20 protein-coding genes and 1 riboswitch are annotated in these 21,199 nt (G+C 61.1%); of the genes, 8 read left to right on the top strand and 12 right to left on the bottom strand.

The window, feature by feature from the left end; genetic code table 11:
* Positions 1 to 24 precede the first annotated feature (24 nt).
* The gene (locus tag ABWL43_RS27225) at positions 25 to 1,266 is read left to right on the top strand and encodes a D-amino acid dehydrogenase (RefSeq protein ID WP_404485628.1); all 1,242 of its coding nucleotides are present in this window, start codon (positions 25 to 27) and stop codon (positions 1,264 to 1,266) included.
* Positions 1,267 to 1,294: 28 nt separating this feature from the next.
* The gene (locus ABWL43_RS27220) at positions 1,295 to 2,197 is read left to right on the top strand and encodes a transporter substrate-binding domain-containing protein (RefSeq protein ID WP_404485626.1); all 903 of its coding nucleotides are present in this window, start codon (positions 1,295 to 1,297) and stop codon (positions 2,195 to 2,197) included.
* 130 nt (positions 2,198 to 2,327) lie between these two features.
* On the opposite strand, the gene ABWL43_RS27215 is transcribed toward ABWL43_RS27220, so the two are convergent.
* Together ABWL43_RS27215 and ABWL43_RS27210 are read right to left on the bottom strand one after the other, a co-directional pair.
* A complete protein-coding gene (locus ABWL43_RS27215; protein ID WP_404485623.1) occupies positions 2,328 to 3,047 on the bottom strand; it encodes a 16S rRNA (uracil(1498)-N(3))-methyltransferase in 720 nt (239 codons plus the stop codon).
* 32 nt (positions 3,048 to 3,079) lie between these two features.
* Positions 3,080 to 4,486 carry an adenosylmethionine--8-amino-7-oxononanoate transaminase gene (locus ABWL43_RS27210; RefSeq protein ID WP_145157666.1) on the bottom strand — a complete coding sequence of 469 codons (1,407 nt, stop codon included), beginning with the start codon at positions 4,484 to 4,486 and terminating at the stop codon, positions 3,080 to 3,082.
* A gap of 273 nt (positions 4,487 to 4,759) precedes the next feature.
* Here ABWL43_RS27210 and ABWL43_RS27205 point away from each other — a divergent pair, with 273 nt between their 5' ends.
* Both ABWL43_RS27205 and ABWL43_RS27200 read left to right on the top strand, forming a co-directional pair.
* Positions 4,760 to 5,311 carry a cytochrome b gene (locus ABWL43_RS27205; RefSeq protein WP_106575643.1) on the top strand — a complete coding sequence of 184 codons (552 nt, stop codon included), beginning with the start codon at positions 4,760 to 4,762 and terminating at the stop codon, positions 5,309 to 5,311.
* Between the two features lie 32 nt (positions 5,312 to 5,343).
* Positions 5,344 to 5,940, top strand: coding sequence for a YceI family protein (locus ABWL43_RS27200; RefSeq protein WP_106575642.1), 597 nt, complete (start codon positions 5,344 to 5,346; stop codon positions 5,938 to 5,940).
* 69 nt (positions 5,941 to 6,009) lie between these two features.
* Here the strand turns inward: ABWL43_RS27200 and ABWL43_RS27195 are convergent, their stop codons facing one another.
* From ABWL43_RS27195 to ahcY, 4 genes are all read right to left on the bottom strand, one after another.
* Positions 6,010 to 7,896, bottom strand: a complete 1,887-nt coding sequence (locus ABWL43_RS27195) for a DEAD/DEAH box helicase (RefSeq protein WP_145157662.1) — start codon at positions 7,894 to 7,896, stop codon at positions 6,010 to 6,012.
* A gap of 221 nt (positions 7,897 to 8,117) precedes the next feature.
* Positions 8,118 to 8,909 carry a substrate-binding periplasmic protein gene (locus ABWL43_RS27190; RefSeq protein ID WP_404485617.1) on the bottom strand — a complete coding sequence of 264 codons (792 nt, stop codon included), beginning with the start codon at positions 8,907 to 8,909 and terminating at the stop codon, positions 8,118 to 8,120.
* A 130-nt stretch (positions 8,910 to 9,039) separates the two neighbouring features.
* Entirely contained in the window at positions 9,040 to 9,885 is an 846-nt protein-coding gene (gene metF, locus ABWL43_RS27185) for a methylenetetrahydrofolate reductase [NAD(P)H] (protein ID WP_106575639.1), read from the bottom strand.
* A gap of 177 nt (positions 9,886 to 10,062) precedes the next feature.
* On the bottom strand, positions 10,063 to 11,472 hold the full coding sequence (gene ahcY / locus ABWL43_RS27180; protein WP_145157652.1) for an adenosylhomocysteinase: 1,410 nt from the start codon (positions 11,470 to 11,472) through the stop codon (positions 10,063 to 10,065).
* 21 nt (positions 11,473 to 11,493) lie between these two features.
* A riboswitch (S-adenosyl-L-homocysteine riboswitch) is annotated at positions 11,494 to 11,600 on the bottom strand.
* A gap of 198 nt (positions 11,601 to 11,798) precedes the next feature.
* Here ahcY and ABWL43_RS27175 point away from each other — a divergent pair.
* On the top strand, positions 11,799 to 12,203 hold the full coding sequence (locus tag ABWL43_RS27175; RefSeq protein WP_064454506.1) for an acyl-CoA thioesterase: 405 nt from the start codon (positions 11,799 to 11,801) through the stop codon (positions 12,201 to 12,203).
* Positions 12,204 to 12,279: 76 nt separating this feature from the next.
* Positions 12,280 to 13,164, top strand: coding sequence for a formate/nitrite transporter family protein (locus ABWL43_RS27170; protein WP_404485612.1), 885 nt, complete (start codon positions 12,280 to 12,282; stop codon positions 13,162 to 13,164).
* Positions 13,165 to 13,248: 84 nt separating this feature from the next.
* Here ABWL43_RS27170 and ABWL43_RS27165 read toward each other — a convergent pair whose 3' ends face one another.
* Both ABWL43_RS27165 and ABWL43_RS27160 read right to left on the bottom strand, forming a co-directional pair.
* Positions 13,249 to 13,608: a hypothetical protein gene (locus tag ABWL43_RS27165; protein WP_404485609.1), complete on the bottom strand. Its 360-nt coding sequence runs from the start codon at positions 13,606 to 13,608 to the stop codon at positions 13,249 to 13,251.
* Positions 13,608 to 14,867 carry a sodium:proton antiporter gene (locus tag ABWL43_RS27160; protein WP_242199849.1) on the bottom strand — a complete coding sequence of 420 codons (1,260 nt, stop codon included), beginning with the start codon at positions 14,865 to 14,867 and terminating at the stop codon, positions 13,608 to 13,610. Before ABWL43_RS27160 ends, ABWL43_RS27165 begins: the two co-directional genes overlap by 1 nt.
* A 195-nt stretch (positions 14,868 to 15,062) precedes the next feature.
* On the opposite strand from ABWL43_RS27160, the gene ABWL43_RS27155 reads away from it, so the two are divergent.
* Complete coding sequence (locus tag ABWL43_RS27155) at positions 15,063 to 15,449, top strand: MAPEG family protein (RefSeq protein WP_404485605.1); 387 nt, start codon at positions 15,063 to 15,065, stop codon at positions 15,447 to 15,449.
* A gap of 260 nt (positions 15,450 to 15,709) precedes the next feature.
* Here ABWL43_RS27155 and ABWL43_RS27150 read toward each other — a convergent pair whose 3' ends face one another.
* The gene (locus ABWL43_RS27150) at positions 15,710 to 16,894 is read right to left on the bottom strand and encodes a murein transglycosylase A (protein WP_262206946.1); all 1,185 of its coding nucleotides are present in this window, start codon (positions 16,892 to 16,894) and stop codon (positions 15,710 to 15,712) included.
* A 127-nt stretch (positions 16,895 to 17,021) separates the two neighbouring features.
* On the opposite strand from ABWL43_RS27150, the gene ABWL43_RS27145 reads away from it, so the two are divergent.
* Positions 17,022 to 17,471 (top strand): cytochrome c, encoded by a 450-nt coding sequence (locus ABWL43_RS27145; protein WP_145157640.1) that lies wholly within the window; start codon positions 17,022 to 17,024, stop codon positions 17,469 to 17,471.
* 6 nt (positions 17,472 to 17,477) lie between these two features.
* On the opposite strand, the gene ABWL43_RS27140 is transcribed toward ABWL43_RS27145, so the two are convergent.
* The 3 genes from ABWL43_RS27140 to metK form a co-directional block, all read right to left on the bottom strand.
* The gene (locus ABWL43_RS27140) at positions 17,478 to 17,873 is read right to left on the bottom strand and encodes a DUF1090 domain-containing protein (protein ID WP_145157637.1); all 396 of its coding nucleotides are present in this window, start codon (positions 17,871 to 17,873) and stop codon (positions 17,478 to 17,480) included.
* A 68-nt stretch (positions 17,874 to 17,941) separates the two neighbouring features.
* On the bottom strand, positions 17,942 to 19,606 hold the full coding sequence (gene ligB, locus ABWL43_RS27135; RefSeq protein ID WP_404485600.1) for an NAD-dependent DNA ligase LigB: 1,665 nt from the start codon (positions 19,604 to 19,606) through the stop codon (positions 17,942 to 17,944).
* A 396-nt stretch (positions 19,607 to 20,002) separates the two neighbouring features.
* On the bottom strand, positions 20,003 to 21,193 hold the full coding sequence (gene metK, locus ABWL43_RS27130) for a methionine adenosyltransferase (RefSeq protein WP_099234792.1): 1,191 nt from the start codon (positions 21,191 to 21,193) through the stop codon (positions 20,003 to 20,005).
* Positions 21,194 to 21,199 lie beyond the last annotated feature (6 nt).

The following is a 21,199-nucleotide window of genomic DNA, read 5'->3' as shown; positions in this document are numbered from 1 at the left end:
TCAATTCAATTGCGGGTGAGGGGAATGGCCAAGCGGGTTTGCATCATCGGTGGCGGTGTCATCGGTCTGGCGAGTGCATACGCTTTGGTGCGCGCAGGCCATGAAGTCACGGTGATCGACGCGCGCGACAGCCTGGGCAGCGAAACCAGTTTTGCCAACGGCGGGCAACTGTCTTACCGCTATGTCGCGCCGCTCGCCGACGCCGGCGTGCCCCTGCAAGCGCTGGGCTGGCTGCTGCGTGGGGACTCGCCGTTGACACTGCGCCCGCGTCTCGATCCCCGACAATGGCGCTGGATGGCGTCCTTCCTGGGCGCCTGCCGGGGTTCGGTGAACAAGCGTAACGCCGCTCACCTGCTGCGCCTGGCGTCTTTGAGCCAGGCCACCTTGCAGCAATGGCGCGAGGATGATCGCCTGGACGGCTTCGACTGGCGGCGCAACGGCAAGCTGGTGACCTTTCGCAGTACCCGCACCTTTGAGCTTGCGCGCAGCAAGGTCACCGATTTTCTGCAACAACAGGTGCTGTCGGCCGCCGATTGCGCGCGCCTGGAGCCGGCGCTGGTGGGGGATGGCTTTGTCGGCGGTATTTACACGCCAAATGAAGAGGTCGCAGATTGCCATGCCTTCTGCCAACGACTGGCCGCGCGGCTTGAGGCCTCCGGGCGCTGCTCGTTTTTGCTTGGCCGCAAAGTCACGGGGCTACGTCACGGCGACGGTGCGGTGCAGGCCATCGATTTAGGCGATGAAACGATGCCGGTCGACCAGCTTGTAATCGCTGCCGGGCATCGCAGCGCCGAGTTAGCGTTGCCGGGCCTGGCCCTTGCGCTGTATCCGCTCAAAGGCTACAGCCTGAGCGTGCCGATTGGCGCGCAGCACCAGGCGCCGAATGTGAGCATCACCGACTACGACCGCAAGATCGTCTACGCGCGGATCGGCGAGCAGCTGCGTGTGGCCGCGATGGTCGACATTGTCGGCTTTGACGCCCGCCTTGAGCCCAAGCGCCTGGCGCTGATCAAACGCCAGGCGCTGGAGACCTTTCCCCATGGCGGCGATTACGCCCACGCCGTCGAATGGGCCGGTATGCGCCCGGCCACGCCGACGGGTGTGCCGCTGATTGGCGCGAGTGCTTATCGCAATCTGTGGCTGAACCTGGGCCACGGCGCGCTCGGCTTTACCTTGGCCTGTGGCAGCGGCCAACTGCTGGCCGAGCTGATCGGCCAGCTTGCGCCTTCCATTGATATGCAGGGCCTGGCGCCCCGCGCGGCTTGATTCGTCACACCACCAACGGAGGATAACAATGAAAAAAATCCTGTTGACCGGCTGCACCCTGGGGCTTTTGTTGGGCGCTCAGGTTCAAGCGACTGAAGCACCTCTGGACGGCACGTTGGGCAAGATCGCTAGCGCCAAGTCCATCACGCTGGGCTACCGCGATGCGTCTGTGCCGTTTTCCTACGTAGGTGACCACAGCGGCCAACCCATGGGTTATTCAGTGGAGTTGGCGAGCAAGATCGTCGAGCGCATCCAGCAGAAAACCGGCGTGCCCAACCTTGGCGTGAAGTACACCCTGGTGACGTCCCAGACCCGCATCCCGCTGGTGCAGAACGGCACTGTGGACCTGGAATGCGGCTCCACCGGGGTGACCGCCGAGCGCCAGAAACAGGTGGCGTTTTCGTACGGGTTTATTTACGTGAAGGGCCAGTTGCTGACCGCCAAGGACAGCGGCATCAACGGGTTTGACGACCTCAAGGGCAAGAACGTGGTGACCACCGCCGGCACCACCAATGAGCGGTACCTCAAGCACTACAACGCCGAACACAAAAGCAACCTGTCGGTGATCAGTGCCAAGGACCACGGCGAAGCCTTCAAGATGCTCGAGACCGGCCGCGCGGCGGCGTTTTACATGGACGATGCGCTGCTCTACGGCGAGCGCGCCAAGGCCCGCGACCCGCACCGCTGGGTGGTGGTGGGCAAGGAGCAGTCGCGGGAGATCTACAGCTGCATGGTGCGCAAGGACGACCCGCAGTTTCTGGCGGTGGTCAACGAGACGCTGGCTGACCTTTACCGCTCCGGGGAAATCAACGGGATTTACCAGCGCTGGTTTGAACAGCCGATCCCGCCCAAGGGCTTGAACCTGGAGTTCCCGATGACGGCTGAGTTGAAGGCGATTATTGCCAAGCCGGTCAGTGACCCGGTGGACTGACAACCCAATCCAAAATGTGGGAGCGGGCTTGCTCGCGAATGCGGTGGATCAGTCAGCCTATTTATCAACTGACACACTGCCTTCGCGAGCAAGCCCGCTCCCACATTGGGTTTGGGTTTGCGCAGTGGGGTTAGAAGTCGCCCCACAGTTGCTGGGCGACGGCCAGCGCCACCACTGGCGCCGTCTCAGTGCGCAGCACGCGCGGGCCGAGGCGGGCGGCGTGGAAGCCGGCGCTTTGGGCGGTGTCGACTTCGTTATCGGTCAAGCCACCTTCAGGCCCGATCAAAAACGCCAGGCTGGCAGGCTTGGCATGGCTGATCATCGGCGCGGCCACCGGGTGCAGCACCAGCTTCAACTCCGCCTCGGCCTGCTTCAACCAGTCGGCCAGCAGCAGCGGCGGATGAATCACCGGCACCGTCGAACGCCCGCATTGCTCGCATGCGCTGATCGCCACCTGGCGCCAGTGCAGCAGGCGTTTGTCGGCGCGCTCGTCTTTGAGGCGCACTTCGCAGCGGTCGCTGAAAATCGGCGTGATTGCATTCACGCCCAGCTCGGTGGCTTTCTGAATCGCCCAGTCCATACGCTCGCCCCGAGACAAGCCCTGGCCGAGGTGAATGTGCAGCGGCGATTCGCTCTGGCCTGCGAAGCTTTGCGTGAGCTGCACGCTGACGCGTTTTTTACCGACCTCCAGCAACGTGCCCAAAAACTCCTGGCCGGAGCCGTCGAACAGTTGCACGGCATCGCCTTCGCCCATGCGCAATACACGGCTGATGTAGTGGGCCTGGGCTTCGGGCAGTTCGTGCTCGCCGAGGCTCAGCGGGGTGTCGGTGAAAAAGCGGGACAGTCTCATTTCTGTTCTCTGGAAAATTTAAGTAGGTGCTATCAGCCCGGATCACGGAAGCCTGGGTGGAAGTCTTTTGGCACCGCAACGCTGACTTTATCGTTGGTGGCGATATCGATGCCTTCACTGGCCACTTGCGCCAAAAAGTCGATCTGCTCCGGCGTGATCACATACGGCGGCAGGAAATACACCACGCTGCCCAACGGCCGCAACAGCGCGCCGCGCTCCAGGGCATGTTCGAAGACTTTCAGGCCACGGCGTTCCTGCCACGGGTAGGCAGTCTTGGTGGCTTTGTCCTGGACCATCTCGATGGCCAGCACCATGCCGGTCTGGCGCACTTCGGACACGTGCGGGTGGTCCGCCAGGTGCGCGGTGGCGGTGGCCATGCGCTGGGCCAGCGCCTTGTTGTTTTCGATGACGTTGTCTTCTTCGAAAATATCCAGGGTCGCCAGGGCCGCCGCGCAGGCCAGCGGGTTGCCGGTGTAGCTGTGGGAGTGCAGGAAGGCGCGCAGGGTCGGGTAGTCGTCGTAGAAGGCGTCGTAGACGTCGTCGGTGGTGACCACGGCGGCCAACGGCAGGTAGCCGCCGGTGAGGGCCTTGGACAGGCACAGGAAGTCCGGACGGATGCCGGCCTGCTCACAGGCGAACATCGTGCCGGTACGGCCGAAGCCCACGGCGATTTCGTCGTGGATCAGGTGCACGCCGTAGCGGTCGCAGGCCTCGCGCAGCAGCTTGAGGTACACCGGATGGTACATGCGCATGCCGCCGGCGCCCTGGATCAGCGGTTCGACGATCACGGCGGCCACGGTGTCGTGGTTTTCAGCGAGGGTCTGTTCCATGGCCAGGAACATGTTCCGGGAATGTTCTTCCCAGCTCATGCCTTCGGGGCGCAGGTAGCAGTCCGGGCTCGGCACCTTAATGGTGTCCAGCAGCAAGGCCTTGTAGGTCTCGGTAAACAACGGCACATCGCCCACCGACATCGCGGCGATGGTTTCGCCGTGGTAGCTGTTGGTGAGGGTCACGAAGCGCTTTTTGTTCGGCAGGCCGCGGTTGAGCCAGTAGTGAAAGCTCATCTTCAGCGCCACTTCGATGCACGACGAACCGTTATCGGCGTAGAAGCAGCGGGTCAGGCCTTCGGGCGTCATTTTGACCAGGCGTTCGGACAGCTCGATCACCGGCTGGTGGCTGAACCCGGCGAGGATCACGTGTTCCAGTTGGTCGACCTGATCCTTGATGCGCTGGTTGATGCGCGGGTTGGCGTGGCCGAATACGTTGACCCACCAGGAACTGACCGCATCGAGGTAGCGCTTGCCTTCGAAGTCTTCCAGCCACACGCCTTCACCGCGCTTGATCGGGATCAGCGGCAGTTGCTGGTGGTCTTTCATTTGGGTGCAGGGATGCCAGAGCACCGCGAGGTCGCGTTGCATCCACTGGTTATTCAAGCCCATCGGTTATCTCCTCGAAGCGGTCCTGCGGCCGGCGCAGGCGTAACAATCGCGCAAGCCTATGCAATGCCAGGCGGTGTCACAACCCATTACGGATGAATTGGCAGTAAACGCGGGACGGTCTGTCACGTTTCTCAGGAATAGTCCTTAATCCATTGTTAACGTACTGTGCATAACCTCTTGATCGTATTTCTCGATATTTCAAAGCGAAATTTTCCGCTTTAATTCGATAGGTAAATCGCTAGTCTTGGGCACAGTTCTTACGGGATTTGGGACATGCAGCTACGTAATTCACCGGCCCGCTATGGTTGGGTCAGCATGGTTTTGCACTGGGGCGTGGCCCTGGTGGTGTTTGGTTTGTTCGCGCTGGGCCTGTGGATGGTCGGTCTCGACTACTACAGCGCCTGGCGCAAAGACGCGCCCGACCTGCACAAGAGCATCGGCATCACGCTGTTCGCCATCATGCTCGTGCGCATCGTCTGGCGTTTGGTCAGCCCGCCACCACCGCCGCTGGCCAGCTACAGTCGTTTGACCCGTTTGGGTGCTGCGTTTGGCCATGCGTTCCTGTATCTCGGGCTGTTTGCCGTGATGATTGCCGGTTACCTGATTTCCACCGCAGACGGTGTCGGTATCCCGGTGTTTGGCCTGTTTGAGATTCCTGCCGTGGTTTCCGGGCTACCGGACCAGGCAGACACCGCCGGTGTGGTGCACTTGTACCTTGCCTGGGTGTTGGTGGTCTTTGCCGGTTTGCACGGCGTGGCTGCATTGAAACACCACTTTATCGATCGTGATGCGACCCTCCTGCGAATGCTGGGGCGCAAAGCCTGATGTTCAACCTCGACTCACAAGGAATAGAAAGCATGTTGAAAAAGACACTCGCCGCTCTGGCAATCGGTTCTGCTCTGCTGTCCGCCGGTTCAGCGATGGCCGCTGACTACGTGATCGACAAAGAAGGCCAGCACGCCTTCGTCGACTTCAAGATCAGCCACTTGGGCTACAGCTACATCACCGGTACCTTCAAGGACCTGGACGGCAAGTTCAGCTTCGACGCTGCCAAGCCTGAAGATGCCAAGATCGAAGTGAACGTGCGCACCGCCAGCGTGTTCACCAACCACGCCGAACGTGACAAGCACATCGCCAGCAAAGACTTCCTGGACGTTGCCAAGTTTGCCGACGCCAAGTTCGTGTCCACCAAGGTCACGCCAACCGGCAAGAATGCTGATGGCAAAGTCACTGCTGACGTAGCCGGCGACCTGACCCTGCTGGGCGTGACCAAGCCAGTAGTGGTCAAGGCCACGTTCCTGGGTGAAGGCAAGGATCCATGGGGCGGCTACCGTGCCGGCTTCGAAGGCACCACCACCATCAATCGCCAGGACTTCGGCAAGCAGATGGACCTGGGCCCAGCGTCCAACTCGGTTGAGTTGTACGTGACGTTTGAAGGTGTGAAAGCGAAGTAATTTTCGCCTCGCACACAAAAAATGCCCCGCATCCTTGGATGCGGGGCATTTTTTATGGCGCGTTGAAAATCAGCGGTTGCGGGTCAGCAACGCTGGTTTTTCACCACGAGGACGGCCTGGCAGTTGATCCAACTGCTCGGGTGTCGGGAAGCGGTCAGCCTTCGACTCCTTGTGGATGATTTTCGGCGCCGGGCCACCGCGCGGGTTCTGCACGGCAGGTTCGGACGAGCGTGGCTGGTCGTCACGGGCCGGGCGGCGGTTGTTGCTGCGCGAGTCTTCGCGACGGGCTTGACCGTCACGCGGTGCGCCATTGCGCGGGCCGCTGCGTTTGGCAGGCGGCGTGCCGGTGGTGCCGCCGCTGCTGTTGCGCGGACCATTCTGACGGCCGCCCTGCGGCTGGCCGCCACGTGGAGCACCTGCGCCTGCACCCTGTGCCGGTGCACCTGGACGACGGCCACGGCCCTGGGCCGGTTTGGCCTGAGGCACGTAGTCGACGCGGTTACCGAAGTTATCCACGTCGTCGTCGAGGAACTCGTCCGGGGCGCGGTCGGCGGCGGCGCGTGGCGGCTGGCTTGGCTGGCGCTGTTCGCGGGCCGGGGTGCCTTCACGGGGCTTTTGCTCACGGGCTGGGCGTTCGCCACGGCCGTTGGTGGGCGCTTTTTCCTTGCCGCCCTTGTCCTTGCCTTTGTCGCGACGGCCACCGCCACCACCGCCGCCGTTCGGGCCATCGCCCTTCGGACCGCGCGGGTTGCGTGGGTTACGCACATCCGGACGCTCGCGCACTTCAGGCTTTTCAGCCTCTACGGCGCTGGCATCGAAGCCCATCAGGTCGCCGTCGGCGATTTTCTGCTTGGTCATGCGCTCGATGCTTTTCAGCAGTTTTTCTTCGTCCGGGGCGACCAACGAAATGGCCTCGCCCGAGCGACCGGCACGGCCAGTACGGCCGATACGGTGCACATAGTCTTCGTCAACGTTTGGCAGCTCGAAGTTGACCACGTGTGGCAGTTGGTCGATATCCAGGCCGCGCGCGGCGATGTCGGTGGCGACCAGGATGCGCACTTCACCGGCCTTGAAATCGGCCAGGGCTTTGGTGCGCGCGTTCTGGCTCTTGTTGCCGTGGATGGCGACGGCGGTAAGGCCGTGCTTGTCCAGGTACTCGGCCAGGCGGTTGGCGCCGTGCTTGGTGCGGGTAAACACCAGCACTTGTTCCCAGGCGCCGGCGGTGATCAGGTGGGCCAGCAGCGCACGCTTGTGGCTGGCAGCCAGGCGGAATACGCGTTGCTCGATCCGCTCGACCGTGGTGTTCGGCGGCGTGACTTCGATGCGTTCCGGGTTGTGCAGCAGCTTGCCGGCCAGGGCGGTGATGTCCTGGGAGAACGTTGCCGAGAACAGCAGGTTCTGACGTTTGGCCGGCAGGCGGGCGAGGACCTTTTTCACGTCATGGACAAAGCCCATGTCGAGCATGCGGTCGGCTTCGTCCAGCACGAGGATTTCCACGTGGGACAAGTCAACGCTGCCTTGGCCGCACAGGTCGAGCAAACGACCCGGGCAGGCGACCAGCACGTCAACACCGCGGGACATGGCCTGAACCTGTGGGTTCATGCCGACGCCGCCGAAGATGCAGGCGCTGACGAACTTCAAGTCGCGGGCATACAGCTTGAAGCTGTCGTGCACTTGGGCGGCGAGTTCGCGGGTAGGGGTCAGGACCAGTACGCGCGGTTGGCGCGGGCCGTGACGCTGGGATTTGTCCGGGTGACCGTTGGGGAACAAGCGCTCCAGAATCGGGAGGGCGAAACCACCGGTTTTACCAGTACCTGTCTGAGCCGCAACCATCAGGTCGCGACCTTGCAACACGGCGGGAATGGCCCGCTGTTGCACCGGAGTAGGCTCGGTATAGCCCGCTGCCTCGATGGCGCGGACTAAAGCCTCGGAGAGACCGAGGGAAGCAAAGGACATGAGTAATCCTGTTTTAGTTAGGGCTTGGCCCAAAGGGATAATCTTGCCGGGCGTGAATGGCGCTTAGGGGAGCGCAACCCCGTCCGGTCCTGCTGCGTCTGGCGGGCACTCCACCGGCTCGCGCGGGCTGAAAGCTGCGCAGTAGCTGGGTTAGGTGCCTTTTTCAAGACCTCAGCGGCCGGGCGTGAGCCTGGCGGAAAGGCCGGAGTATAACAGAGCAATCACGGCGCGCTGCTTTCCTGCTGCTCAACGGTGTGTTCAGAGGCCGTAATGGCCTGGATTCCACCGTATTTTGCGCTCAAGGCGGCGTAAGCCGGCTCTTGTTTGAAGCGCTTGAGCTCGGCGGCGAAGCGCTGCACCAGCAAATCCATGCCGGCGCCACGGCGCACCGCGAGAAACTGCGGCTGGCGGCTGACCACCACGGGCGCCTGGCTGACCTTGCCTTCCAGGCCCATGGCCTTGATCACATGCTGGCCCACTCGGCGGTCCGTAATGACCAGATCGATGCGCCCCAGCGACAGCTTGCCGAAGTTGGCCTCATGGCTGGGCGCCGGCTCGCGGTTGAACAAGGTCGACTCGCTGAAATCTTCGCCGTAGAGGTAGCCCGGGGATGTACCGACGGTGAGCCCGCGCAAATCATCGAGGGTTTCGGCCGGATGAGGGCGGTCGTTGGCGTAGAACAGCACGAACTCGACATCCGACAGCGGCTCGCTGGGGTAAAGCAGCAAGGCGTCGCGCTCATGGCTGTGAAAGATGTCCAGCGCGCCATCGGCATTGCCCTGGTCGAGCATCGCCAGGCAGCGCTTCCAGGGCAGGAATTGCCATTGCACGTCCACGCCCAGGCGTTGGAACACGGTCACCGTGGTTTCGTAATCCAGCCCGCGCATGCTGCCCTTGTCGTCGTAGACGTAGGGGGCCCAGGGCTCGGTGACAATGCGCAGTTTCTCACCGAAAGCGGTGAGGCTCAGGCAAGTAAAAAACACAGCAGTCAACAACTTGAGAATGACAGGCATGCCCTGAGGTTACGACGCTCTTGCGCTAAAGAGAAGCGCTGGCACACGCATTCGCGGCCACGTTGATGTAGCGCATTTAAAACAAAAAGGCCCTCGTATTGACGAGGGCCTTTGAGTCACGGAGCAAGCCTCAGCGTGGCAGCTTGAGGTTGTTCCAGATGGCCAGGCTCGGTTCGGCCTGGTTCAGGGTGTAGAAGTGCAACCCTGGCGCGCCACCTTGCAGCAGTTGTTCGCACATCTGGGTGATGACCTGCTCGCCAAACGCCTGGATGCTCTTGACGTCGTCGCCGTAGGCTTCCAGTTGCTTGCGCACCCAGCGCGGAATTTCAGCGCCGCAAGCGTCGGAGAAACGCGCCAGCTTGCTGTAGTTGGTGATCGGCATGATGCCCGGCACGATCGGGATGTTCACACCCATGGCCCGAACACGCTCGACGAAGTAGAAGTAGCTGTCGGCGTTGAAGAAGTACTGGGTGATCGCGCTGTCGGCGCCGGCGTTGGCCTTGCGCACGAAGTTTTGCAGATCGTCTTCGAAATTGCGCGCCTGGGGATGCATCTCCGGGTACGCCGCCACTTCGATATGGAAGTGATCGCCGCTTTCTTCACGGATGAAACTCACCAGGTCATTGGCGTAGCGCAGCTCACCGCTGGCCATGCCCATGCCGGACGGCAAATCGCCACGCAGGGCGACGATGCGCTTGATGCCGGCTTGCTTGTACTGGGTCAGCAGGCCGCGCAGGTCGGCTTTGCTGTCGCCCACGCACGACAAGTGCGGAGCGGCGGGAACTTTGACTTCGCTTTCCAGCTGCAACACGGTGTTGATCGTGCGATCACGGGTCGAACCGCCGGCGCCGTAGGTGCAGGAGAAGAAGTCGGGGTTGTAGCTGGCCAACTGCTTGGCAGTCGCCATCAGTTTTTCATGCCCAGCATCGGTCTTGGTCGGGAAGAACTCGAAGCTGTAGCGACGGTCTTGGGACATGGTAATACCCTTGGAAACTCATAGAACCGGGAAATGTACGCCGTCAATGTGGGAGGGGGCTTGCCCCCGATGACGATGTATCAGTCGACATAGTTGTTAACTGACATTCCGCTATCGGGGGCAAGCCCCCTCCCACATTAGAAGCCCGCTCCACAGGGGGAGCGGGCAGCAGGCATATCAGTAGCGGTAAGCGTGCGGCTTGAACGGACCTTCAACCGTCACGCCGATGTAGTCGGCCTGGGTCTTGGTCAGTTGAGTCACCACGCCGCCGAAGCCGCGGACCATTTCCAGGGCCACTTCTTCGTCGAGTTTCTTGGGCAGTACTTCCACGGTCAGGCGCTCGGCTTTCTGGGCTGGCGACAGGTCGGCGTACTTCTGGCCGAACAGGAAAATCTGCGCCAGAACCTGGTTGGCGAACGAGCCGTCCATGATGCGGCTTGGGTGGCCAGTGGCGTTGCCCAGGTTAACCAGACGGCCTTCAGCCAGCAGGATCAGGTAGTCGTCGTTCTGCGGGTCGAAGTCACCGGCGCCGGTACGGTGAACCTTGTGTACCTGCGGCTTCACTTCTTCCCATGCCCAGTTCTTGCGCATGAAAGCGGTGTCGATTTCGTTGTCAAAGTGACCGATGTTGCACACCACAGCGCGCTTTTTCAGGGCTTTGAGCATGTTCGCGTCGCACACATTCACGTTACCGGTGGTGGTCACGATCAGGTCGATCTTGCCCAGCAGGGCCTTATCGATGCTCGCTTCGGTGCCGTCGTTCTGGCCGTTGATGAACGGCGAAACCACTTCGAAACCGTCCATGCACGCTTGCATGGCGCAGATCGGGTCAACTTCGGAGACTTTAACGATCATGCCTTCCTGACGCAGGGACTGGGACGAACCCTTGCCCACGTCGCCGTAGCCGATCACCAGGGCTTGCTTGCCCGACAGCAGGTGGTCGGTGCCGCGCTTGATGGCATCGTTCAGGCTGTGACGGCAGCCGTACTTGTTGTCGTTCTTGCTCTTGGTCACCGAGTCGTTGACGTTGATGGCCGGGATTTTCAGCTCGCCCTTGGCCAGCATGTCCAGCAGGCGGTGCACGCCGGTGGTGGTTTCTTCGGTCACGCCGTGGACGCGGTCGAGGATCTGCGGGTATTTCTTGTGCAGCAGCTCAGTCAGGTCGCCGCCGTCGTCGAGGATCATGTTGGCGTCCCATGGCTTGCCATCTTTGAGGATGGTTTGCTCCAGGCACCACTCGTACTCTTCTTCGGTTTCGCCTTTCCAGGCATAAACCGCGATGCCGGCAGCAGCGATAGCAGCAGCGGCCTGGTCTTGAGTCGAGAAAATGTTGCAGGACGACCAACGCACTTCGGCACCCAGGGCAACCAGGGTTTCGATCAGCACGGCAGTCTGAATGGTCATGTGGATGCAGCCGAGAATCTTCGCGCCTTTGAGCGGTTGCTCAGCGGCGTATTTGCGACGCAGACCCATCAGGGCAGGCATTTCGGATTCAGCGATAAAGGTTTCGCGACGGCCCCAGGCAGCGAGGGACATGTCGGCGACTTTGTAGTCGGTAAAACCTGCAGGCGAGATTACAGCGCTCATGAAGAGCCTCCATTCGTAGTGTGCGAATGGGCGCCGTTGTGCGTTTAGTATCAAACCCGATAAACCAGGCCTGACAACGCCCCATCCGAGCCTGACAGGTCGAGCCTGCTGCAGCGCCCCTCGGACAGGTGGCGGGAGAACGGTATCAATTACAGATGACCGTTTTGAAGCGGTGGCGATTATAGCTGTGTGCGCCAGACTTCCCAAGCCTTTCTGTCGGGCATATGAAGATCGCTCATGGGCTTGATAGGCAATGGCTCATAGAGCTTGGGCCCGGGCTCTGCCATGATGTTGCCCATCATTTCGCAACGCGCTTTGGAGTGAACATGAACTTCCACACCCGCAAATGGGTAAAACCCGAAGACCTCAACCCCAACGGCACCCTGTTCGGCGGCAGCCTGCTGCGCTGGATCGACGAAGAAGCGGCCATCTACGCGATTGTGCAATTGGGCAACCAGCGGGTGGTGACCAAGTACATCTCCGAAATCAACTTCGTCAGCGCCTCGCGCCAGGGCGACATCATCGAGCTGGGCATCACCGCCACCGAGTTCGGCCGCACCTCGATCACCCTGACCTGCGAAGTGCGCAACAAGATCACGCGCAAAAGCATCCTGACCGTAGAAAAAATGGTCTTCGTCAACCTCGGCGAAGACGGCTTGCCGGCGCCCCACGGTCGCACAGAGATCAAGTACGTGAAGGACCAGTTCCAGGAAGACGGCATCAAGGACTAATCCTGTCGCTGGCCAGTGAACGCTATTGATAGGTCAAAGGTCGTACCTGAACAACGCCCCCCGTTCAGGTATCACCATGGCTACGCAAGCAGACGGCAAGACCCCTAACCTGTCGCAGGAAGAACAGCACGACGTCGACAAGAATCAGCCGCCCCGCGCGGCGGTTCTGCATGAAATCATCCGCACCCAGGGCGATCAGGAACTGGAACGCACCGTGGCCGCATTGTGGTGGTCGGCGCTGGCCGCCGGCTTGACGATGGGCCTGTCGTTGATGGGCATGGGCCTGCTCAATTCGCGGCTACCGGACGGCGAAGGGTTCAAAGTGATCGCCAGTTTCGGGTACTGCGCAGGTTTCCTGGCGGTAATCCTCGCCCGTCAGCAGTTGTTTACCGAAAACACCCTGACGGCCGTGCTGCCGGTGATGAGCAAGCCAACCCTGGCCAACGCCGCACGATTGTTGCGCCTGTGGGCAGTGGTGCTGGTGGGCAACCTGTGCGGCACCTTGCTGGTGGCGTATGTGATGCTGCATTTGCCGATCTTCGACACCAAGACTGACATGGCCTTCCTCGAAATCGGTCGCAAAGTCATGGAAAACGACACCGGTCAGATGTTCGCCAAGGGCATTATTTCCGGCTGGATGATCGCCACCATGGTGTGGATGATCCCGTCCATGGAAAGCGCGAAAATGTTCATCATCATCCTGATCACCTACCTGATGGCGCTGGGTGACTTCACCCATATCGTCGTCGGTTCGGCGGAAGTCTCGTACCTGGTGTTTGCGGGCGAACTGCCGTGGAAGGATTTTTGGCTGGTGTTCGCCGGCCCGACACTGGCCGGCAACATCATCGGCGGCAGTTTCATCTTTGCGCTGATCAGCCACGCACAGATTCGCAGCGAAAACAGTTTACCGGGCGAGACCGCAGACCCGCACCACCCCCAGCAGGTCAACAAAGAGCGGTAAGCCGATTCGTCATAAATGAATGGCAAAGTCGCTGCGCGGCTTTCCATTCATGAAAGAAGGATCTTTATGCGGGCTTCCCCTTTTTTACGGGTGCGCAATGGGTGCGCGCTGATCGTGGCGCTGGGCGTGTTCGGCATGGCGCAGGCCAGGAACGATGCGGCGGATCGCTCGGTGACCATCGAAAAGAATACTCAAGGTGCCCAAGACCGTTTCGCTTAAGGGGCGGATGTTACCTACGACGCCCGTTACGAGCGCAGCGGCAACACCGTACTGGTTTTTCGCGCCCTGGCGTTCAGTCATCCCGAGGCGGTGTGCAGCCCTGCGTAGTTCAAGGCGATGCAGCCGATGATCGAGGCGATGTTCAATGACCTGAAAAGCCAGATCATTCTGCAGACCCTCTGACGGTAATGCGGGCGGCGAAGTCAGTTCGCCGCCCGCGTCCATCAGTGGGTATCGGTCTGCGGAGCCGGTTCATCTTTGGTCACGTGTTTGACCAGCTTGCCGATACTCAAACCCTGCAGCAGGATCGACGACAGCACCACGATGTAGGTGATGCTCAGCAACAAGTCACGCTCCGGCCCCAACGGCAAGGCCAATGCCAGTGCCACCGACACCCCGCCACGCAAGCCGCCCCAGGTAAGGATGCGGATAGTGCCGCGCGGTACCGTGCGCCAGCGGCGCAGCAACAGGATCGCCGGGGCCACGGTCAGCAGGCGTGAAAGCAGGATCGCCACCGCCAGCAAACTGGCTGCCAATACGTGCAGCCAGTTGAACGGCAACAGCAACAGCTCCATGCCGATCAACGCGAACAGCAGGGCGTTGAGCATGTCATCGAGCAATTCCCAGAAACCGTCCAGGTAGCGTCGGGTCATGTCGTTCATCGCCAGCTTGCGGCCCAGGTTGCCGATGATCAGGCCGGCAACCACCATCGCAATCGGTGCCGAGACGTGCAGTTCGGTGGCCAACGCCGAGCCGCCGATCACCAGCGCCAAGGTCAGCATCACTTCAATCTGGTGCTGCTCGATGCTTTTGATCATCAAGTACACCAGGTAGCCGATCAGCCCGCCGAACACCACCCCGCCAATCGCTTCATGAGCGAACAGCATGGCCGTAGCGCCGACGGTTGGCGTTTCACCCAACTGCGCGATGCCCAGCAGCACGGTAAACACCACGACCGCCGTGCCGTCATTGAACAGCGACTCGCCGACAATGGTGGTTTTCAGCGGTTTCGATGCGTTGGCCGTTCGCAGCACGCCCAACACCGCAATCGGGTCGGTGGGCGAGATCAGCGCGCCGAACAGCAGGCAGTAGAGGAAGCTCACGTGCCAGCCGAACAGGGCAAAGATGTAGAACGCCAGGCTGCCGATGACCACGGTGGCAATCAACACGCCGAAGGTTGCCAACAGGCCGATGGGCCAGCGATAACTGCGCAAGTCATTCAGGTTGACGTGCAAGGCGCCGGCGAACAGCAGGAACGAAAGCATCCAGTTCATCAGCAGATCGCCAAAGTCGATCTGGCCGATCAATTGCTGAATACGCTCCTCCAGGCCTGGGTAGCCGATGAAGCTCAGGCCTTGCAGAATCAGTGAGAACAGCAGGGCGGTGACCATCACGCCAATGGTGGGCGGCAGGCCGATAAAACGGAAGTTCACATACGTGAGCAGGGTAGTGAGGCAAATGAAGGCGGCGACAAGTTCAAGCATCCGGGGTCCTTGGAAGGTGAAGTGAGCGTTGGTTAATGGGTGGATGGACCGCAGCAGTGGCGGGATGTTGCAGACCATAGGGCAAAAGGCCGGTAGAACCTTTGGCGGTGGCGCGGTTCATAGCGGTTAAGTGCGGTGTGGCATTTTTAGTGCTAAAACTCTAACCGCTGGCTAAAACTACAAAAGGAATCGGTGATGACGGTGGCTTTCTGGTGTGTGTTGATCGCAATTTTCCTGCCTTATCTGTGCACGGGTGTGGCCAAGTTCAGCGGCGGCAAGTTCGGGCCTCGGCAGAACCATGACCCTCGGGCTTTCCTGGACACCCTCGATGGGTTCGCCAAACGCGCTCACAGTGCGCAACTCAACAGCTTTGAAGTGACGCCGGCATTTGCGGCGGCAGTAATCGTTGCGCACTTGGCCGGCACGGCATCACTGGTGACCATCAATGTGCTGGCGGTGCTGTTTATCACCAGTCGGCTGCTGTACATCATTTGCTACCTGGCAGACTGGGCGATGCTGCGTTCGCTGGTCTGGGCATTGGGCATGGCATTGATCGCGAGTTTCTTTTTTGTCTCGATCTAAGGCCTGATGCGATTTCATCGTGTGAGCTGGCTTGTTGTGGCGAGCGGGCTTGCCCCGCGTTGGGGTGCGAAGCGGCCCTAAAATCGGACACCCAGTTCTTCCTGAAAGAGCTCGGCGCTTCTATTGGGGCTGCTTCGCAGCCCAACGCGGGGCAAGCCCGCTCGCCACACCAAGCCCGCTTGGCCACAAGTCTGCTGGCCGCAAGTCTGCTCGCCACACGGGCCTGTTCAACACCATGAATCGCGTCTATCAGAAAGCACTCAGGTGCCGGCAGGCGCATCCGGCACCTGCGGCAACGCTGCGCCTTTAGGCCACAGCATCCAGATCTGGCCCTGCTGTTTCATATTCCCCGCCAACTCACCCGCTGCATCACCGGTGCCCCAGAACAGGTCTGCGCGCACTTCGCCGGTGATTGCACCGCCGGTGTCCTGTGCGGCCACGGGCCGGGCAATGGGCGAGCCGTCAGGTTGGGTGGTCGACAGCCATAACAGGCTGCCCAGCGGAATCACCTTGCGATCCACCGCCACGCTGTAGCCAGCCGTCAGCGGCACATTCAGTGAGCCGCGCGGGCCTTCATTGCTGTCCGGGCGAGCGCTGAAAAACACGTAGCTGGGGTTGCTCGCCAGCAGTTGTGGAATGCGTTGCGGGTTAGCCTTGGCCCAGGCGCTGATGGCGCCCATGGTCACGTCTTCTTTTTTCAGCTCGCCTTGCTCCACCAGCCAACGCCCGATCGGGCGGTACGGGTAGCCGTTCTGGTCGCCATACCCCACACGCAGTTGGCGCCCGCCGGCGAGTTGAATGCGGCCCGAGCCCTGGATCTGCAAGAACTGCAGGTCCATCGGGTTGGTCAGCCAGGCGATCGGCTTGGCAGTGGAGCCTTGGCCGTTGATGGTGCTGGCGTCGTCATAAGGCTTGAGCACGCGCCCTTCGAGGCGGCCGCGCAGGCGCTTGCCCTTGAGTTCCGGGTAGATGCTTTCCAGGTTGACGATGATCAGGTCATCCGGCACGCCGTACACCGGCACATGGGCGGTGGCGGTTTCGGTCAGGCTGCCGGGGTAGACCGGTTCGTAGTAGCCGGTGATCAGGCCGTTCGGCGTGTTGTCGGCCGAGCGCAGGCCGAACACGTCCAGGCGCTCCTTGAGAAAGCTGCGCACCGCCGGGGCGTTGCCCGGCACGCTGGTCGCTGCTGCGCAGGTCGCGCCCCAGATCGGGTCGGCCTTCAGGCGTTGGCAGGCGCTGCGCCAGGATTCAAACCCGGCGAGCAGGTCGCTGTCGGAAACAGCCGGCAGCGCTTCCCACGGTGCACTCACATACGTGGCGACGGCATGGGGTTTTACGGTTTCATCTTTGCCGGCGTCTTTGTTGCCATCGCAGCCGGCCAGCAGTGCAATGATCGGCAGAGCCCACGCCAGGCGGCGGCTCCAGGGTTTCAAGGTGACATTCATACAAACACTTCCTGAAGCGATTGCCCGCGCCGCAGCACGTTTGGGCAACCCTTATTATTAATAGGGCTATTGGTCTTTACGGGCGGGGCGAGGATACTGGCCGCCGTACCCGTGACCTGAAGCCATCATGACTTTTAAAACACTGACCGTTGTATTGCTGGCCTGCCTGACGTTATCCGCCTGTGGCGGTGTTGATCCGAATTCACCTCTGGGTCAGCGCAAGGCAATCTTCAAGCAAATGCTCAAGACCGGTGAAGACCTGGGCGGCATGTTGCGTGGGCGCATCCCTTTCGATGGCGCGAAGTTCGCCGAAGGCGCGGTCAAGCTTGACGCGTTGTCCCACGAACCGTGGAAGCATTTCCCGAGCGTGCGAGAAGAAGATCACACCAGCGCCAAGGACAGCGTGTGGCAACAGCAGGCACGGTTCCAGGCGTTGGCCCGAAACCTTGAAACGGCCACCGGTGAACTGGTGATCGCCAGCCAGGTGCAGCCTTACAAAGCCAGCAACCTGGGGCCTGCGGTGCAGAAAGTCGAAGATGCTTGCACGGCTTGCCATAAGCAGTTTCGGGATCACTGACCGGGTTTACTGGTCGAGTTCTTCAACAGCGTCCTGCAGCTCTTTGCGTGACTGCGCCAACTTGTCTTTACGCTTGTTGATCTTGTCCGCGTCACCCTTTTTCATCGCCTTGTCGAGGTCGGCCTGACGGCGGCTGACTTCGTGCTTGGCGTCGAGCACCTTGTTTTCGCGTTCTTTTCTCAGGGATGCATCGGTGCAGTTGGCGGTGACTTCGCTCAGGGCTTTTTCAAGGCCAGCCTGTTGTTCGCTGTTGCCGTGTGCCTTGGCTTGCTCGATCTGAGTGCTGATGGCTTGGCGCTTGGCGGCGCAGCCGGTGAGTTCCGGCACCTCTTCGGCGGCCAGCAGCGGTGTCGCCATGAAGCTTGCAACCGTTAACAAGGCAAAAGGGGCAAGAAATTTCATAAAGGCTCCAGGGTGCAATCAAATGGCAGGATGAATTCTGCCGTTGGTTAAAAAGTGGTCGGGCCAGGTTAAAACCCGTCTATCCCCGCCTCGCGGAGTGTCTGAGCCAACGCCTGTACCTGCGGGTCGCGAAAAAAGGCGCTCAATTGCGCTGCGCGGCCCGGGCCGATGCCATCGGTGGCCAGCCAGGCCTGGGTGTCTCTGGCGGCCAGGGTCTGCCAGCCGCCGTCCAGGTCGTTACGTGCCGAGGGCGGTACACCCAAGGCTTTGAGCCATTGTGCAAAGGGACGTTGCCGAGCGTTTTGAATGCTTTCGAGCACCCGCGCGCGGCTGCGTTCGCCTAAGCCGTCAATGTTAGCAAGCTCTGCCGCATCCAGGGTCAACCAATCGAGAATGCCGGCGATTAGACCGGCCTGGATCAATATGTTCCAGGTTTCGCGGCCAATATGCGGCATGGCCAGGCCTTGATTGCCGCTCAGCCAGGTCAGGCGGGCCAGCAATTGCTCCTCGCAACCGGGGTCCAGTTGCCAGCAGCTCAAGGCGTGAAAGTCTCGGGCATCGGGCGCTCGTACTTCCACCCTGTTTTCGTTGCGCAGGATCACGTGCTCCAACCGGGGGATCACATGGCCGGCAAGGCTGATGGACACCTGATCGCCGGGGCGGATATCCAGCACCTGCCAGCGTTTCAGGGAGCCGACGCTCACGCGGTGAATGTGCCGGTCATCCAGTCGCACCGGTTCCAGCTCAAGAATGGGCGTAATGCGCCCGGTGCGGCCGATGTTGAACCGCACATTACGCACCAGCGCGAGCGCCTTGGCGGCCGGGTATTTCCAGGCGACCGCCCAGTAGGGAGCACTGGCTTGCCAGCGTTTGGCGGGCGCATGCACAGCCTGGTGCAATACCACGCCATCGCTGGCAAAAGGCAGCGGGTGGTTGTACCAGTGACTGCGCCAGTGTGAGGCTTCAGCGATGTTTTGAATGCGCTGGCTGTAGCGATGGCTATCGGTGAAGCCCCAGCGTGCCAGGGTGTTCAGGCGCTCGTTGAAGTCGGTCGGGCCGTCGGGCCAGGCCCAGACAAAAAGCCCGATCCCCGCGGCATCGGTGTCGCTCAACTGAAGGCGGTTCATCAGCCCGGCTATCTTGCTGCGAGCATTCAGCCCGCCCTGTGTCGCCTGCACATGAGCGTCGAGGCGCCAATAGAGTTCGCCTTGCAGCACCAGGTCGATGGGCTCCGGCAGTTGCTGGACAATGCCGGGGATCCGGCGTGCGGCAGTCGACCAATCCTGGCCGAGGCGTCCGTCACCTCGGCTGATAAGCCGGCTCAACCTGCCCTGACGATAGACCAGCGTCACCGCAACACCATCGACCTTGGGTTGAATCCATACGTCTTGCCGGGTCCTGAGCCAGTCATCGACCGCCCGCTCATCCAATAACTTTTCAAGGCCGGTATGCGCGACCGGGTGAGGCCGTGTGCCCCGCGAGCTGGCGAGTGGCTTGTCAGCCGTCAGGCTGTTGTTGGGGAAACACGTTCGCCAGTGGTCCAGGCGGTGGCGCGCCTGATCGTAGAGTTCATCGCTGACCGGGGATTGGCCGAGCCGGTGGTAGCTGTCATCCCACAGCGTGATCTGCCTGGCCAGCGCGCCGACCTGTGACCGGGCGTCCTCGGGACAGTCTTCCGCCCACACCAGAAAGGGCAAGGCACTGAGTAACAGAGCAATCAATAAACGCATCATGAGCATCCTTGCTCGGAAGGGGCGCCCAGCCTAAGTGATCCAGGCGGCCACAAAAAAGCCCCGACAGTGCGGGGCTTTTTACCGGGTGTTTCGAATTGCTTGAACAGGCCGCCCAACGCTTTCACTGCGTCGTTTTTATCCATCCTGGCTTCCTGTGTTTGCTGCCTGGCGTCGACTTTGGCTTGGGCGTCGGCCAGTTTGTTACAACTTTTGACCTGCTCTTGTGCGGCGTTAAAAGCCTACACGCTCAGCAAGTCGTTGTTGGCTTGCGGCTGGCAGTCGCCGGGTTTGCCTCCCGGTTGAGTGCTCAGGGCGCCAGACGTGTGATGCCTGTCGCGCAGGCAATAAAAAAGCCCCGCCGGGCGAACCCGGCGGGGCTTTTGGGGGAGCGCGTGCTTACAGGCCGGCGGCAGTGCGCAGGTCGTTGGCGCGGTCGGTTTTTTCCCAGGTGAACGTGGTGAAGGTGTCGTCGCCGACAGTCTTCTGCGCAGGGGTACGGCCGAAGTGGCCGTAGGCTGCGGTTTCCTGGTACATCGGGTGCAGCAGGTCAAGCATGGTGGTGATCGCGTAAGGGCGCAGGTCGAAGATCTCGCGCACCAGCTTGACGATTTTGTCGTCGCTGATCTTGCCGGTGCCAAAGGTGTTCAGCGAGATCGACGTAGGCTGGGCCACACCGATAGCGTAGGAAACCTGAATCTCGCAACGCTCGGCCAAGCCGGCCGCGACGATGTTCTTGGCCACATAACGACCGGCGTAGGCCGCCGAACGGTCAACCTTGGATGGGTCTTTACCCGAGAACGCGCCACCGCCGTGACGGGCCATGCCGCCGTAGCTGTCGACGATGATCTTGCGGCCGGTCAGGCCGCAGTCGCCCACCGGGCCACCGATGATGAACTGGCCAGTCGGGTTGATGTGGAACTGGGTGTCCTTGGTCAGCAGTTCGGCCGGCAGCACGTGCTTGACGATCAGCTCCATCACGCCTTCGCGCAGGTCGGCGTAGGACACGTCCGGGTTGTGCTGGGTCGACAGTACAACGGCGTCGATACCCACCACCTTGCCGCCTTCGTAACGGCAGGTCACCTGGGATTTGGCATCCGGACGCAGCCACGGCAGCAGGCCGTTTTTGCGAGCCTCGGCCTGACGTTGCACGAGCTGGTGCGAGAAGGTGATCGGCGCCGGCATCAGCACCTCGGTTTCGTTGCTGGCGTAGCCGAACATCAGGCCCTGGTCGCCAGCGCCCTGATCTTCAGGCTTGGCGCGGTCCACGCCCTGGTTGATGTCGGGCGACTGCTTGCCGATGATGTTCATCACGCCGCAGGTCGCGCCGTCGAAGCCGACGTCGGAACTGTTGTAGCCAATCTTGGTGATGACGTCACGGACGATCTGTTCCAGATCGACCCACGCGGTGGTGGTGACTTCACCGGCGATGATCGCCACGCCCGTTTTCACCAGAGTCTCGCACGCCACACGGGCGAACTTGTCTTCAGCAATGATGGCGTCCAGCACCGCATCAGAAATCTGGTCGGCGATTTTGTCCGGATGCCCTTCAGACACGGACTCGGAGGTGAAAAGGGAGTATTCGCTCATCTCGAT

The organism is Pseudomonas sp. HT11 (genome assembly GCF_044875395.1).
GTDB lineage: Bacteria > Pseudomonadota > Gammaproteobacteria > Pseudomonadales > Pseudomonadaceae > Aquipseudomonas.
This window is presented reverse-complemented; position numbering and strand designations above follow the sequence as displayed.